The following is a 14,319-nucleotide window of genomic DNA, read 5'->3' as shown; positions in this document are numbered from 1 at the left end:
ATGACTGACGAATCGCCTTCCATCGACAAACTGCTGAAAAACCTCGATCACGCCATGCTCGCCGACCGCCACCGGCTGCGGCGGCAGTTGCTTGAGCTGCGCAAGAAACCTGACGAGGCCAAGCTGGCCCAGTGGGTGACGCGCACACAGGCGTCCTGTGATCAGGTGTTGGCCCGGCGCGCCAGCCTGCCGGTGATTCGTTACGATGACAGCCTGCCGATCGCCGCCAAGCGCGACGAAATCAAAGCGGCGCTGCTCAAACATCAGGTGCTGATCATTGCCGGCGAAACCGGTTCGGGTAAAACCACCCAGTTGCCGAAGATCTGCCTGGAAATCGGCCGCGGCCAGCACGGTCTGATCGGCCATACCCAGCCGCGTCGAATCGCCGCCCGCAGCGTGGCGAGCCGGGTCGCCGAAGAGCTGGCGACACCGTTGGGTGCGCTGGTGGGCTATCAGGTGCGGTTCGAGGACCAGAGCGATGCCAACACCCTGATCAAACTGATGACCGACGGCATCCTGCTGGCGGAAACCCAGAACGACCGCTACCTCGAACGCTACGACACGATCATCGTCGACGAAGCCCACGAACGCAGCCTGAACATCGACTTTTTGCTCGGTTACCTGAAAACCCTGCTACCCCGTCGCCCGGACCTTAAGGTCATCATCACCTCGGCCACCATCGACCTGGAGCGTTTCTCCAAACACTTCGATGACGCGCCGATTGTCGAAGTCTCCGGCCGCACCTTCCCGGTGGAAACCTGGTATCGCCCGCTGACCCTGGAGCAGGACGAGGAGGGCAACCGCGTCGAGGATGACCTGACCGTGGATCAAGCGATCCTGGCGACCCTCGACGAAATCGCCGCGTTCGAACGCAGTGAGCGCAAGAGCCCCGGCGACGTGCTGGTGTTCCTGCCCGGCGAGCGCGAGATTCGTGACGCGGCGGACATGCTGCGCAAGGCTCAGCTCAAGCACACCGAGATTCTGCCGTTGTATGCGCGGTTGTCGCCGGCCGAACAGCAGCGGATTTTCCAGTCGCATCCGGGGCGTCGAGTGGTTCTGGCGACCAACGTTGCGGAAACCTCGCTGACGGTGCCGGGCATTCGTTACGTGATCGACAGCGGCACCGCGCGCATCAGTCGTTACAGCTACCGCGCCAAGGTCCAGCGTTTGCCGATCGAAGCGATTTCCCAGGCCAGTGCCAACCAGCGTAAAGGTCGCTGTGGGCGGGTCGAGCCAGGGATTTGCGTGCGCTTGTACAGCGAAGAAGATTTCATCGGTCGCCCGGAATTCACCGACCCGGAAATCCTGCGGACCAACCTCGCGGCGGTGATTCTGCAGATGCTCCATCTGCGCCTCGGCGAGATCACTGATTTCCCGTTTATCGAACCGCCGGATGGCAAGGCCATCAGCGACGGTTTCAACCTGCTGCAAGAACTCTCGGCGGTGGATCGCAACAGCCAGCTGACCCCGCTCGGCCGGCAACTGGCGCGGCTGCCGGTGGACCCGCGCATGGGCCGCATGCTGCTGGAAGCGGCCAAGCTCGGCAGCTTGCAGGAAGTGCTGATTGTCGCCAGCGCCATGTCGATCCAGGACCCGCGCGAGCGTCCGCCGGAGCGTCAGCAAGCCGCCGATCAGGCCCACGCCCAGTGGAAAGACGTGGACTCGGACTTCGCCGGGCTGGTCAATCTGTGGCGAGGTTTTGAAGAACAGCGCCAAGCGTTGACGGCCAGTCCGCTGCGCAACTGGTGCCGCAAGAACTTCCTCAATTACTTGCGCCTGCGCGAGTGGCGCGATTCCCATCGCCAGTTGAGCCTGATCTGCCGCGACATGCAGCTGAGTCTCAACAAAGAGCCGGCGGATTACCCTAAGCTGCACAAAGCCGTGCTCTCGGGTTTGCTCAGCCAGATCGGCCAGAAAACCGAAGACGGCGATTACCTCGGTGCCCGTCAGCGACGCTTCTGGATTCACCCGTCGTCGGGCCTGGGCAAGAAACGCCCGCAATGGCTGATGACCGCCGAACTGGTAGAAACCACCAAGCTGTACGCGCGGATGGTCGCCAAGATCGACGCCGACTGGATCGAGCCGCTGGCCGGGCATCTGATCAAGAAAAATCACTTCGAACCCCATTGGGAGAAGAGGCGTGGGCAGGTCGTGGCGTTCGAGCAAATCACCCTGTTCGGGCTGATCGTAGTCGGACGCCGGCCAGTGCATTACGGCCCGGTCGACCCGGTGGTGTCCCGCGAGTTGTTTATCCGCGAAGCCTTGGTGCGTGGTGAGATTCAATCCAAAGCCAAGTGCCTGACGGCCAACAAGCAACTGCTGGAACAGCTCGACGAACTGGAAGCCAAGGCGCGTCGCCGGGACATTCTGGCCGACGAAGAAACCCTGTTCGCCTTCTACGATGCGCGCTTGCCGGCGGAGATCCACCAGACCGCGACCTTCGACAGTTGGTACCGGATCAACAGCCAGAAAGACCCGCAGCTGCTGATCATGCGCGAAGAAGACGTGCTGGCCCGCGAAGCCAGTGAAGTCACCGCCGCGCATTACCCCGACACCCTGCACATCGGCGATCTGGAGCTGGCGCTCAGTTATCATTTCGAACCCAATCACCCACGTGACGGCGTGACCTTGCGCGTGCCAGCACCGCTGTTGCCGATGCTGCCGCCGGAACGTCTGGAATGGCTGGTGCCGGGCGTGATCGAGGCCAAGTGCATTGCGCTGGTGCGCAACCTGCCCAAGGCCCTGCGCAAGAATTTCGTGCCGGTGCCGGATTTCGTCAAAGCCGCGATGCAGCGCATGACTTTTGGCGAGGGCTCATTGCCTCTGGCGCTGGGCCGCGAGTTATTGCGCATGACCGGCGCACGGGTCAGCGATGAGGCCTGGGCCGAAGCGTCGCAGCAGGTCGAAAGCCATTTGCGGATGAACTTGGAAATCGTCGACGGCCAGGGCAAGTTCCTTGGCGAAGGGCGTGATCTGGCGGAGTTGACCGCACGCTTTGCCGAGGCCAGCCAGTCCGCCTTGGCCGTGCCACAAACCGCGAAAAGCCAACAACCGGTGGAGGCGAAAGTCTTTGCCGCCGTCGCCGAGAAAACCCAGCAGAAGATCGCCGGACTGTCGATGACGGTGTATCCGGCGCTGGTGGAAGAGGCCGGGGCGGTCAAGGAAGGACGTTTCTCGACCCCGGCCGAAGCCGAGTTCCAGCATCGCCGGGCCTTGCAGCGCTTGCTGATGCAGCAATTGGCGGAATCAGCGAAGTTCCTGCGCGGCAAGTTGCCGGGGCTGACCGAGTTGGGCCTGATGTACCGCGAGCTGGGGCGCATCGACAGCCTGGTGGAAGACATTCTGCTGGCCAGTCTGGACAGTTGCATCCTCGACGGCGAAGACCCGTTGCCACGCGATGGCGCCGCACTGGCGTCCCTGGCCGAACGCAAGCGCGGTGCCTGGACCGAGCACGCCGAGCGTCTGGCCAGGCTGACCCTGGAGATTCTCAAGCACTGGCACGGCCTGCAAAAACGCTTCAAGGGCAAGATCGACCTGGCGCAAGCCGTGGCCTTGAACGACATCAAACAGCAGCTCAGCCACCTGGTGTACCCGGGGTTCGTGCGGGAAACGCCGATGCCGTGGCTCAAGGAACTGCCGCGTTACCTCAAGGCCGTCGAACAGCGTTTCGAGAAACTCGGTGCCCAGGTGCAGAAGGACCGGGTCTGGAGCGGAGAATTGTCTGGCCTCTGGACCCAATACCAGACCCGCGCCAACAAACACGCCCAGGAAGGCAAGCGCGATCCGCAGCTGGAGCTTTATCGCTGGTGGCTGGAGGAATACCGGGTTTCGCTGTTCGCACAGCAATTGGGAACCAAGGTGCCGATCTCCGACAAGCGCTTGAGCAAGCAATGGAGCCAGGTCGAGCCCTGAACCCTGTGGGAGCGGATATGAGTTCGACTCAGCAAAAGGCGCCAAAAGCCAGCGTTTATGGCAAACTTCGCGCCTATAAACGCCGGCCCCGCGGTTTTCAGCCTCCACGGGCCCAGGCGGATCGGAATAAAGCGATGCCAGGTTTGCGTCCGGAACCTGGGATAGACCCTTTGTGTGTTGGTACGTCGGTGCCAGCGCTTTCTGCCTGAACAGATTAGAGAAACGACCATGCATAACGTCGTCATCAGCGGCACCGGGCTGTACACCCCGGCCAACAGCATCTCCAACGAAGAGCTGGTGCAGTCTTTCAACGCTTACGTCGCGCAGTTCAACGCCGACAATGCCGAAGCCATTGAGCGCGGCGAAATCCAGGCATTGACCGAATCCAGCGCAGCGTTTATCGAAAAAGCCTCCGGCATCAAAAGCCGCTTTGTCATGGACAAAGAGGGCATCCTCGATCCGCAACGCATGACGCCACGCTTGCCCGAGCGCTCCAACGATGAGTGGTCGGTGCTGTGCCAGATGGCCATTGGCGCGGCCGAGCAAGCCTTGCAGCGTGCCGGCAAGACCGCCGCTGACATCGACGGTGTGATCGTCGCCTGCTCCAACCTGCAACGCGCCTACCCGGCCATCGCCATCGAAGTTCAGGAAGCGCTGGGTATCCAGGGTTTCGGTTACGACATGAACGTGGCGTGCTCCTCGGCGACCTTCGGCATCCAGGCCGCGGCCAACAGCGTGCAACTGGGCCAGGCCCGGGCGATCCTGATGGTTAACCCGGAAGTCTGCACCGGTCACCTGAATTTCCGCGACCGCGACAGCCACTTCATCTTCGGCGACGCCGCCACTGCAGTGATCATCGAGCGCGCCGATCTGGCGACCTCCGAGTACCAGTTCGACGTGGTCAGCACCAAACTGCTGACCAAGTTCTCCAACAACATCCGCAACAACTTCGGCTTCCTCAACCGCGCAGCGGAAGAGGGCATCGGTGCCCCCGACAAGCTGTTCGTCCAGGAAGGCCGCAAGGTGTTCCGCGATGTCTGCCCGATGGTCGCCGAGCTGATCGCCACGCACCTGGAAGAAAACCAGCTCAACGTCAGTGACGTGAAGCGTTTCTGGCTGCACCAGGCCAACCTCAGCATGAACCACCTGATCGTCAAGAAGCTGCTGGGCCGCGAAGCCACCGAAGCAGAAGCCCCGGTGATTCTCGACACCTACGCCAACACCAGCTCTGCCGGTTCGGTGATTTCGTTCCACAAGAATCAGGACGATCTGGTCAGCGGTTCGCTGGCCGTACTCAGCTCGTTCGGCGCTGGTTACTCGATTGGCAGCGTGATATTGCGCAAACGTTGATCGAAGGGGTTGTTGTTCTTTCCTCTGGCTTGTGATGACTTTTCCTACATTCGAAATAGTCGGAAGGCTGTAATTTTCGGAAATTCCAGCAGGACGATGCCTACAGGCGAAGTCCTGCTGTTTTCATTTTCGAGGTCAGAACAAGGGGGTTGTTAATGGCGGCTAACGACGCGCAACTGCTTGAGCGCTTGCTGGCAGGTGAACAAAAGGCTTTCAAAGAGTTGGTCAGCACCTATCAGAGCGCCATGCGTGCGGTGGCCTACGCTATTGTGGGTAACCGGCATGCCGACGAAATCGTTCAGGATGCCTGGCTATCGGTTGTGCGCAACCTGAGCGGATTCGAGGGGCGTTCGAGCCTCAAGACCTGGCTGCTGACCATCACCGCCAACTCGGCCAAGAGTCGCTACAAGCAAAACCGCCGGGAAGTGTTGCTCGATGACCTGCCGTCGCCTCACGGCACGATCGATGATGATCGTTTTTCATCGAGCGATGGTCATTGGCTGGTGGCGCCGTTTGCCTGGCATCAGGACACGCCAGAGGCGTTGTTGACTGAAAACGAACTGCGCGAATGCCTGGAGCACACGCTGCTCAGCCTGTCGGAACTACAAAGCAGTGTTTTGCTGTTGCGCGAGCGACAGGGGCTGGAGTTGGAGGAGATCTGTAATCTTCTGGAAATCTCGCTCTCCAATGTTCGTGTGCTGCTGCATCGGGCACGGTTGAAGGTCTTTGCGACCGTAGAACATTTTGAGGAAACCGGCGAATGCTGACCTGTAAGGAACAAGTGGCGCGCTCCAGTGATTATCTCGATGGCCAGTTGAGTTTTCGCGAGCGTTTGATGATGCGGCATCACTTGATGTTTTGCCCCAATTGTCGGCGTTTCATTCGGCAGATGCGGTTGATGCAGGCGACCTTGCGGGTGATGCCGCAGAAGCCGGTCGAGGATGTGGAGGCGCTGGCCGAGCGGCTGGCGGCGCAGCGGCGTAAAGATCGTTCCTGAAGGAAAGCACAGGCCGGCGCGGGTGAAACGAACGGATGATGGGGATCGTTGCCCCGCGCCAGACTGTTGAACCTCTTCAAACGACACGACCGGATGTAAACCGCATCGTTTGAAGTGTGTTGCTTCGCAGCTTAGAACTTCGCTTCCGCGTCCAGTTGCAGCGTGTTGGTATTGGCATCACGCTGGGTACGGCTGGAGAAGTCGGCTTTGGTCAGGAAGTAAGTCGCACCGAGGGCGAAGTTCTTGTCGATGTCGTAACCGACTTTGAACTTGTGACCGCGAGAACCGGTGGTGCCGTTGGCGAAGTCCGAGTCGGTGAAGGCGCCGACCACGGCGTTACGCTGCACGTCGCGGTAGTTGTAGTCGAGGTTGAGGCCGAAGACTTTCGACTTGGCACCGACCAGCCAGGCAGTGTCCTGATCGGTCACGGCATCGTTGTTCTTCACATATTGGCCGTAGAACGACAGCGGCATCGGCAAGCCGCCGATATCGACCTGGCTGAAACCTTCGTACAGGCGGAACTCGTTGTTGGCCGAGTTGCCGTTGACGGCCAGGGCGCATGGCGTGGAGGTGCCGGTGCAACGGCTGTCTTCGTCGTTCTGGTAGGCATAGACGCTGCCGCCGACGGTCAGTTTCAGGTTGTCGGTGATGGCGAAACGGCTGCCCAACTGGCCGGCGGTCAGACGCAGGTCGTGACGAAATTGCACGCCTTCGCCGTCGACGTTGTCCTTGAGGTTGTAGTTGCCCAGGCTACCGAACAGTTCGGCACTGCTGCCCAGCGGGTATTTGTAGGTCACTGCCAGACCTTCCGGGTTGATGTCACTGTCCCAGATCACATCACCCATGCTGACCCACGGTTGCAGCATCTTGCCGCCGATCACATGCAGGTTTTTGATGGCGTCCGGGTGGTAGTCGATGTAGCCCAGATCCAGCCAGATCTGCTTCTTGTCGAAGTAGTTGTCCATGTCCTGGTTGGTCGAGCGAGCATCGTCACCACCGCCGGTGGCAATGCGGATGCCGGTGTCCACTTGCGGGTTGATTTCGCTGTAGGCACCCAGACGGGCGCGGATGCGTTGACGATCCTTGTCACGACCACCGTTGTTGGGTTCGCCGTCGATCTTGACCGTTTCCTGGCGTACGCGAACGTCGCCCTTGAACTGGGTCTTGGCGGCCCAGGCCAGCTTCTGGTCGAAGGCACTCAGCTCGTTGGCTTTCTTCGCGGCGACCGCTATTTGTTCGTTGGTCTCTTGCTGCGCCTGCTGCGCGATTTGCTGAGCCTTCTGATCCTTGGCCAGTTCGGCTTGCAGTTCAACGTACTGCGCCTGGGAAATAGAACCGTTAGCCTTGAGCATGTCGAGCAGTTTGGCGTCGACTGCAGCACTGGCCGGAACACTCATGGCCAGCAACAGGCCACCGCACAAGGCCGCCGCAGTTTTCGTGGAAGCAAGACGCATAGCAATCTCCGAAGATGAGAGGGATGGCTGAACCATCCTGGACACAACCGACGGTTGAAGGTCGGAAAACAGTGGCCGGGTAGAACCCGACGCTCTAAAAACAGGCGCCAGTATCGCGATGGTTTATGACAGGTCAGTGGCGAAGTGATGGCAGGTCGATGACGATACAAAAGTTTCCGAAATGCCCGATTCAGAGCCTTGTATCGGATTGACGCGTGTGGATCGCCCTGCGATCGGCGATACTCGCGGAGCTGTCACGCCAAGATGTGGAGAGGAAAATGCCGCTGCAACGTCTGCATACACTGTCGCAAATCGCAGCCCGTACCTGGGATGCCCTGGTGCCGGAGAATCAGCCGTTTCTGCGCCATGCGTTCCTCGGCTCACTGGAAGACAGCGGCAGCCTGGGCCCGCATTCCGGCTGGCAGCCCGAGCATCTGCTGCATGTCGAAGGCGAGCGCCTGATCGCCGCGCTGCCCAGTTACCGCAAATGGCACTCCTATGGCGAATACGTGTTCGACCATGCCTGGGCCGATGCCTGTGAGCGTGCGGGCATCGACTACTACCCCAAACTGTTGACGGCGGTGCCGTTCAGTCCGGTCAGCGGGCCGCGCTTACTGGCGGCGACGATCGAGGACGGTTTCGAACTCTTGCAGAGCCTGCCGGGTTATCTGGAGATAGAAAAACTTTCCAGCGCCCACATCAACTTCACTGACCCATTCACCGACGCCGCGTTGGCCGAACAGGCTGGCTGGTTACAGCGCATTGGCTGTCAATACCACTGGCAGAACCGCGGTTACCGGGATTTTCAGGATTTCCTCGACGCCCTCAGTTCGCGTAAGCGCAAGCAAATGCGCAAGGAGCGTGAGCAAGTGGCGGGGCAGGGCATCGACTTCGAATGGCTGGAAGGTCGGCAGCTGACCCAGGCACAGTGGGACTTCGTGTACGCCTGCTACGCCAATACCTACGCGGTGCGTCGGCAGACGCCTTACCTGACGCGGGAATTTTTCAGTCTGCTGGCCGAGCGCATGCCAGAGTCGATTCGCGTGGTGCAGGCCAAACAAGGTTCACGGCCGGTGGCCATGGCCTTCAGCCTGGTCGGCGGCGACAGCTTTTATGGCCGTTACTGGGGGTGCCTGGCGGAGTTCGATCGCCTGCACTTCGAGACCTGTTTCTATCAGGGTATGGATTACGCCATTGCCAACGGCTTTCAGCGTTTCGACGCCGGCGCTCAGGGCGAACACAAACTGATTCGTGGCTTTGAACCGGTGATCACCCATTCCTGGCATTACCTGCGCCATCCGGGATTGAAGTCGGCGGTGAAAGACTTCCTCGAGCGCGAACGTGTCGGAGTGCTGGGGTATGCAGAAGAGGCGAAGACTGCCTTGCCTTATCGACAAGGTTGATCTTCGCCGTTGATTGCAGGCTCAGTCGCGCAGATTAACTGTCTTCTTTGCCCAGCCAGCGGTACATCACACCACCGATGACCGCCCCCAGAATCGGCGCCAGCCAGAACAGCCACAGTTGTTGAATCGCCCAACCACCGACAATCAGCGCCGGACCCGTACTGCGGGCCGGGTTGACCGAGGTGTTGGTGACCGGAATCGAGATCAGATGGATCAGGGTCAGCGCCAGGCCGATGGCGATGGGCGCCAGCCCGGCCGGGGCGCGTTTATCGGTGGCGCCGAGAATGATCAGGATGAACATGGCGGTCATCACCAGTTCACTGACAAACCCCGCCGCCATCGAGTAGCCACCTGGCGAGTGTTCGCCGTAGCCATTGGATGCCAGGCCGCTGGTCAGTTCGAAGCCGGGTTTGCCACTGGCGATGAAGTACAGCAAGGCCGCTGCGATGATCCCGCCAATCACCTGGGCGATGATGTAGGCGGGCAGTTCTTTGGCAGGGAAGCGTCCGCCGACGACCAGTCCGACCGAAACCGCAGGGTTTAGATGACAACCCGAGATGTGGCCGATGGCGAAGGCCATCGTCAGTACCGTCAAACCGAATGCCAGGGACACCCCGAGTAAACCGATCCCCACGTTTGGAAACGCTGCCGCCAGAACCGCACTGCCGCAACCCCCCAATACCAGCCAGAACGTACCTACCAATTCTGTAGCCGAACGTTTGAACAAAGACATAGCGAGTTTCCCTATCGAGATAACACTGTCGTTGTGCATCCGGTAGATGGACTACAGAACCATCTCCAGTACTCTGGCTGAGTACAGCAGGGTTTTTACGGAATTCCAGTGACCATAAAAACCGCCAGAGCCCGTGGTTTGCGGGTTCTGGCGGTTTCTGGTGTTCTTCTGTGTGGCTGATGGCGCCAAGATCGCGGTTCAATCGATCCCGACAAACCCGCCGGTCTGGTGCTGCCACAGCCGTGCATACAAACCGCCATGGGCCAGCAGTTCGGCGTGGCTGCCGGTTTCGGCGATCTTGCCGTTTTCCAGCACCACCAACCGATCCATCCGGGCAATGGTCGAGAGACGGTGAGCGATAGCGATCACGGTTTTGCCCTGCATCAGGGTTTCGAGGCTTTCCTGGATTGCTGCTTCAACTTCCGAGTCCAGTGCCGAAGTGGCTTCGTCCATGATCAGGATCGGCGCGTCCTTGAGCAGCACCCGGGCGATGGCGATCCGCTGACGCTGGCCACCGGAGAGTTTCACCCCGCGCTCACCGACATGGGCATCGAAACCGGTGCGGCCTTCGGAGTCCGACAGTAGCGGGATGAACTCGTCGGCACGGGCCTTGTGCACCGCTTCCCAGAGTTCGGCGTCGGTGGCGTCGGGTTTGCCATACAGCAAATTGTCGCGGATCGAGCGGTGCAGCAGCGAAGTGTCCTGGGTGATCATGCCGATGCGTTCGCGCAGGCTTTCCTGGCCGACTTCAGCGATGTTCTGGCCGTCGATGAGGATCCGCCCGCCCTGCACGTCATACAGGCGCAGCAGCAGGTTGACCAACGTCGATTTGCCGGCGCCGGAGGGGCCGATCAGGCCGATTTTTTCGCCGGGCTTGATGGTCAGGTTGAGGCCGCCGATGATCCCGCTCTTCTTGCCGTAGTGGAAATCGACGTGTTCGAAACGCACCTCGCCACGGGCCACCGCCAAGGGTTTTGCCTGTTCGCGGTCGGTGACACTGACCGGTTGGGCGATGGTCTGCAAACCGTCCTGGACCATGCCGATGTTTTCGAAAATGCCGTTGACTACCCACATGATCCAGCCGGACATGTTGACGATGCGGATCACCAGCCCGGTGGCCAAGGCAATCGCACCCACGCTGATCAGCGACTGCGTCCACAGCCACAGGGCCAGCCCGGTGGTGCCGACGATCAAGAGGCCGTTCATGCTGGTGATGACCACGTCCATGCTGGTGACCACACGGCCGGCCAGTTGGGCTTTTTCGGTTTGTTCCGCGATGGCTTCGCGGGCGTACTGCTGTTCGAAGTTGGTGTGGGCGAACAGCTTGAGGGTAGTGATGTTGGTGTAGCCGTCGACGATCCGGCCCATGAGTTTGGAGCGCGCATCGGAGGACACCACCGAACGCTCCTTCACCCGCGGCACGAAGTAGTAGAGCGCGCCGATGTAGGCGGCGATCCAGATCAGCAGCGGGATCATCAGGCGCCAGTCGGCTTCGGCGAACAGCACCAGCGAGCTGATCGCGTAGATCAGCACGTGCCACAGCGCATCCACCGCTTGCACGGCAGAGTCGCGCAGGGAGTTGCCGGTTTGCATGATGCGTTGGGCGATGCGCCCGGCGAAGTCGTTCTGGAAGAAATTCAGGCTCTGTTTGAGCACGTAACTGTGGTTCTGCCAGCGGATCAGGCTGGTCATGCCGGGACTCAAGGTCTGGTGCACCAGCATGTCATGCAGGGCGAGGAACAAGGGGCGCAGGATCAGCGCCACCGCCGCCATCCAGGCCAATTCCACGCCGTGGACCTTGAAGAAGTCGACGTTGGATGTGCTCTGGGTCAGGTCGATGATGCGACTCAGGTAGCTGAACAGCGCCACTTCGATCAGCGCGCCGAACAGGCCGACGACCAACAAAACGGCGAAGATTGGCCAGACCTGCTTGAGGTAGTAGGTATAGAAAGAGAGAACCCGGCTCGGTGGAGCCGCCGTCGGGGCGTCGCGGAAAATGTCGATCAGTTTTTCGAAACGGCGATAAAGCATCGGTTCTCCGCCCGCGAACGGGCTCTCCTTTAAACGATATGAGCGGCGCCGGATATCGACCGGCCACCGCTCAAGACTGCCGGTGTACTCAGTCGATGCGCTTGGCCGACTTGATCAGCACCGGGTCGACAGGCACGTTCTGCATGCCTTGTTTGGTAGTGGTCTGAGAGTTGACGATGATGTCCACCACGTCCATGCCCTTGACCACTTTGGCGAAGACGGCGTAACCGGCGTCGCGACCCGGATCGAGGAAGGCGTTGTCGGCCACGTTGATGAAGAACTGGCTGGTGGCCGAATCCGGGTTCGAAGTACGCGCCATCGACAGTGTGCCACGTACGTTGTGCAGACCGTTGCTGGCTTCGTTCTTGATCGGTGCCTTGGTTTCTTTCTGTTGCATCTGCGCCGTAAAACCGCCGCCCTGAGCCATGAAGCCCGGAATCACGCGGTGAAAAATCGTGTTGTTGTAGAAGCCACTGTCGACGTACTCAAGGAAGTTCTTGGTACTGATCGGCGCCTTGACCGGGTCCAGTTCGATTTCGATCTGGCCGTTGGTGGTCTCCAGCAGCACGTGGGGTGCCTTGGCGGGCGTGGCGGCCATCAGGTTGGCGGCAAACAGAACGGAGCCGGCGACGAGGGCGATTTTTTTCAGCATGGGTCAGTGATCCTGAGTGGTGGTGTCGACTGCGGTGAGAAACTCGAGCAGCGTTTGGTTGAAGCGTTCGGGTTGATCCAGCGGGGTGGCGTGGCGCGAATCGGCGATCACCACCAGCCGCGCATCGGGCAGCAGTTTTACATAGGTTTCTTTCAGCGCGACCGGGGTGTAGTCGCGGTCGGCGCTGATAACGAGGGTTGGACAGGAAACCCTGGAAAGTCGTTCCTGAACCCCCCAGCCAACGATGGCATCGAAGCTGGCGAGATAAGCATGTTTGTCGTTTTTTGCCCAGCGCGCCGCAATTTTTTGTCGTAACGAAGCTTGTTCCGGCTTGGGAAACAGTTTGGCGCCCAGGGCCTTGCCGATGGTGCCCATGCTCAGCACGCGCATCAGGCTCCAGCGTTTGAACCATTGCCAATAATCGTTGCGGCTGCGCCGTTTGACCTCGGGCGCGCTGTTGACGATGCACAGGCTCTTGAGCAGTTGCGGCTGGTCCACCGCCAGTTGAAACGCGATCATGCCACCCATTGAAAGCCCCACAAGATGTAGAGGGCCAAGGTTCAAGTGTTCGATCAGCGCGATCAGGTCGGCGCTGAACCCGGCGATGCTGTAGCGCTCGCGGGGTTTGTCGGAGCGCCCGTGGCCGCGTACATCCGGCACGATCACCCGATGGTGGGCGGCGAGCGCCGGGATCTGCATTTCCCAGTCCAGGGTGCTGGAGCCCAACCCGTGAACCAGCAGCAACGGGGTGCCGTGGCCATATTCCTCATAGTGCAGGTTGCAACCTTCATGTTCGAAATAGGCCATGGGTACACTCCGTGTCAGGCTTGTTCGGGCGCGGCGAACGGCGCATCCAGCGGCGCGGTATCAAAGGTGCGCAGCAGTTCAATGAGAATCTGCGTGGCCGGGCCCAAGGGTTTGTCCTTGTTCGAATACAAATAGAAACTCGGGTTGCGGCTGCCGCCTTGGTCCAACGGTAGCAGCTTGAGCGTACCTTCCTTCAATTCGCGCTCGATCATGTGCCGGGGCAGCCAGGCGAAACCCAGACCGCTGCTGACGAAGGTCGCTGCGGTGGCCAGGCTGCCGACGGTCCAACGCTGTTCCGCGCCGAGCCAGCCGACATCTCGCGGTTGCTGGCGGCCAGAGTCGCGGATCACCACCTGCATCTGTGTCTCCAGGTCCTGGAAGTTCAGTTCGCGGTTCAGGCGATGCAGCGGGTGTTCAGGGTGGGCGACCGCGACGAATTCGACGTCGCTCAATTCCGCGCCAAGGTAACCGGGAATACTGAGACCGGTGATGGCCAGGTCGGCGACGCCTTCAAGCAGGACCTCTTCGACACCCGACAACACTTCTTCGCGCAGCCGCACCCGGCAACCGCGACTTTGCGGCATGAACGCGGTCAAGGCGCGGACGAGGCGGGCGCTCGGGTACGCGGCGTCGACCACCAGCCTTACCTCCGCTTCCCAGCCTTGTTCCATGTGGTGGGCCAGGTCTTCCAGTTGGCTGGCCTGTTTCACCAGTTGCCGGGAGCGGCGCAGCAGCACGCCGCCGGCCTCGGTGAGCACCGCTTTGCGGCCATCGATGCGCAACAGCGGCACGCCGAGTTGGTCCTGCATGCGCGCTACGGTGTAACTGACCGACGATTGCGAACGGTGCAGCACTTCGGCGGCCTGGGCGAAACCGCCGTGATCGACCACGGCCTGCAACGTTCGCCATTGATCAAGGGTCACGCGGGGCGCTTTCATGTTGAGCTCCTCTTGTCCTAAGCTGGCAGTTCTTACTGGAGA

Annotated in this window: 11 protein-coding genes; 5 read left to right on the top strand and 6 right to left on the bottom strand. The window is 60.5% G+C overall.

Going from position 1 to position 14,319, the window contains the following annotated elements; translation table 11 throughout:
• The 4 genes from hrpA to AC1D2Q_RS06980 all read left to right on the top strand — a co-directional run bounded on the left by hrpA (window position 1) and on the right by AC1D2Q_RS06980 (window position 6,259).
• A complete protein-coding gene (gene hrpA / locus AC1D2Q_RS06995; protein ID WP_477812729.1) occupies window positions 1–3,912 on the top strand; it encodes an ATP-dependent RNA helicase HrpA in 3,912 nt (1,303 codons plus the stop codon).
• Between the two features lie 228 nt (window positions 3,913–4,140).
• Window positions 4,141–5,262 carry a beta-ketoacyl-ACP synthase III gene (locus tag AC1D2Q_RS06990; RefSeq protein ID WP_477812728.1) on the top strand — a complete coding sequence of 374 codons (1,122 nt, stop codon included), beginning with the start codon at window positions 4,141–4,143 and terminating at the stop codon, window positions 5,260–5,262.
• 155 nt (window positions 5,263–5,417) lie between these two features.
• A complete protein-coding gene (locus AC1D2Q_RS06985; protein WP_477812727.1) occupies window positions 5,418–6,029 on the top strand; it encodes an RNA polymerase sigma factor in 612 nt (203 codons plus the stop codon).
• Window positions 6,023–6,259 (top strand): anti-sigma factor family protein, encoded by a 237-nt coding sequence (locus AC1D2Q_RS06980; protein ID WP_007934080.1) that lies wholly within the window; start codon window positions 6,023–6,025, stop codon window positions 6,257–6,259. The genes AC1D2Q_RS06985 and AC1D2Q_RS06980 overlap by 7 nt, the downstream gene beginning before the upstream one ends.
• A gap of 131 nt (window positions 6,260–6,390) precedes the next feature.
• Here the strand turns inward: AC1D2Q_RS06980 and AC1D2Q_RS06975 are convergent, their stop codons facing one another.
• Window positions 6,391–7,713: a putative porin gene (locus tag AC1D2Q_RS06975; protein ID WP_305411492.1), complete on the bottom strand. Its 1,323-nt coding sequence runs from the start codon at window positions 7,711–7,713 to the stop codon at window positions 6,391–6,393.
• Window positions 7,714–7,991: 278 nt separating this feature from the next.
• Between AC1D2Q_RS06975 and AC1D2Q_RS06970 the strand changes: the two genes are divergently transcribed.
• On the top strand, window positions 7,992–9,116 hold the full coding sequence (locus AC1D2Q_RS06970; protein ID WP_477812726.1) for a GNAT family N-acetyltransferase: 1,125 nt from the start codon (window positions 7,992–7,994) through the stop codon (window positions 9,114–9,116).
• Window positions 9,117–9,150: 34 nt separating this feature from the next.
• Here AC1D2Q_RS06970 and aqpZ read toward each other — a convergent pair whose 3' ends face one another.
• The 5 genes from aqpZ to AC1D2Q_RS06945 form a co-directional block, all read right to left on the bottom strand.
• Window positions 9,151–9,849: an aquaporin Z gene (aqpZ, locus tag AC1D2Q_RS06965; RefSeq protein ID WP_477812725.1), complete on the bottom strand. Its 699-nt coding sequence runs from the start codon at window positions 9,847–9,849 to the stop codon at window positions 9,151–9,153.
• 198 nt (window positions 9,850–10,047) lie between these two features.
• The gene (locus AC1D2Q_RS06960) at window positions 10,048–11,880 is read right to left on the bottom strand and encodes an ABC transporter ATP-binding protein (RefSeq protein ID WP_086944852.1); all 1,833 of its coding nucleotides are present in this window, start codon (window positions 11,878–11,880) and stop codon (window positions 10,048–10,050) included.
• An 88-nt stretch (window positions 11,881–11,968) separates the two neighbouring features.
• Window positions 11,969–12,532, bottom strand: coding sequence for a peptidylprolyl isomerase A (locus AC1D2Q_RS06955; protein ID WP_007934039.1), 564 nt, complete (start codon window positions 12,530–12,532; stop codon window positions 11,969–11,971).
• Between the two features lie 3 nt (window positions 12,533–12,535).
• Entirely contained in the window at window positions 12,536–13,339 is an 804-nt protein-coding gene (locus tag AC1D2Q_RS06950; RefSeq protein ID WP_430954077.1) for an alpha/beta fold hydrolase, read from the bottom strand.
• A 14-nt stretch (window positions 13,340–13,353) separates the two neighbouring features.
• Window positions 13,354–14,277, bottom strand: a complete 924-nt coding sequence (locus AC1D2Q_RS06945) for a PA3225 family LysR-type transcriptional regulator (RefSeq protein WP_019648027.1) — start codon at window positions 14,275–14,277, stop codon at window positions 13,354–13,356.
• Window positions 14,278–14,319: the final 42 nt, after the last annotated feature.

This window comes from Pseudomonas sp. P1_A1 (assembly GCF_056406935.1).
The sequence above is the reverse complement of the archived record's forward strand: the minus strand, read 5'-3'. Positions and strand labels throughout refer to the sequence as shown.

Bases quoted from the DNA above. Each gene is read 5' to 3' on its own strand.
- hrpA (WP_477812729.1), top strand. From the start codon at position 1: ATGACTGACGAATCGCCTTCCATCGACAAACTGCTGAAAAACCTCGAT.
- AC1D2Q_RS06990 (WP_477812728.1), top strand. From the start codon at position 4,141: ATGCATAACGTCGTCATCAGCGGCACCGGGCTGTACACCCCGGCCAAC.
- AC1D2Q_RS06985 (WP_477812727.1), top strand. From the start codon at position 5,418: ATGGCGGCTAACGACGCGCAACTGCTTGAGCGCTTGCTGGCAGGTGAA.
- AC1D2Q_RS06980 (WP_007934080.1), top strand. From the start codon at position 6,023: ATGCTGACCTGTAAGGAACAAGTGGCGCGCTCCAGTGATTATCTCGAT.
- AC1D2Q_RS06975 (WP_305411492.1), bottom strand. From the start codon at position 7,713: ATGCGTCTTGCTTCCACGAAAACTGCGGCGGCCTTGTGCGGTGGCCTG.
- AC1D2Q_RS06970 (WP_477812726.1), top strand. From the start codon at position 7,992: ATGCCGCTGCAACGTCTGCATACACTGTCGCAAATCGCAGCCCGTACC.
- aqpZ (WP_477812725.1), bottom strand. From the start codon at position 9,849: ATGTCTTTGTTCAAACGTTCGGCTACAGAATTGGTAGGTACGTTCTGG.
- AC1D2Q_RS06960 (WP_086944852.1), bottom strand. From the start codon at position 11,880: ATGCTTTATCGCCGTTTCGAAAAACTGATCGACATTTTCCGCGACGCC.
- AC1D2Q_RS06955 (WP_007934039.1), bottom strand. From the start codon at position 12,532: ATGCTGAAAAAAATCGCCCTCGTCGCCGGCTCCGTTCTGTTTGCCGCC.
- AC1D2Q_RS06950 (WP_430954077.1), bottom strand. From the start codon at position 13,339: ATGGCCTATTTCGAACATGAAGGTTGCAACCTGCACTATGAGGAATAT.
- AC1D2Q_RS06945 (WP_019648027.1), bottom strand. From the start codon at position 14,277: ATGAAAGCGCCCCGCGTGACCCTTGATCAATGGCGAACGTTGCAGGCC.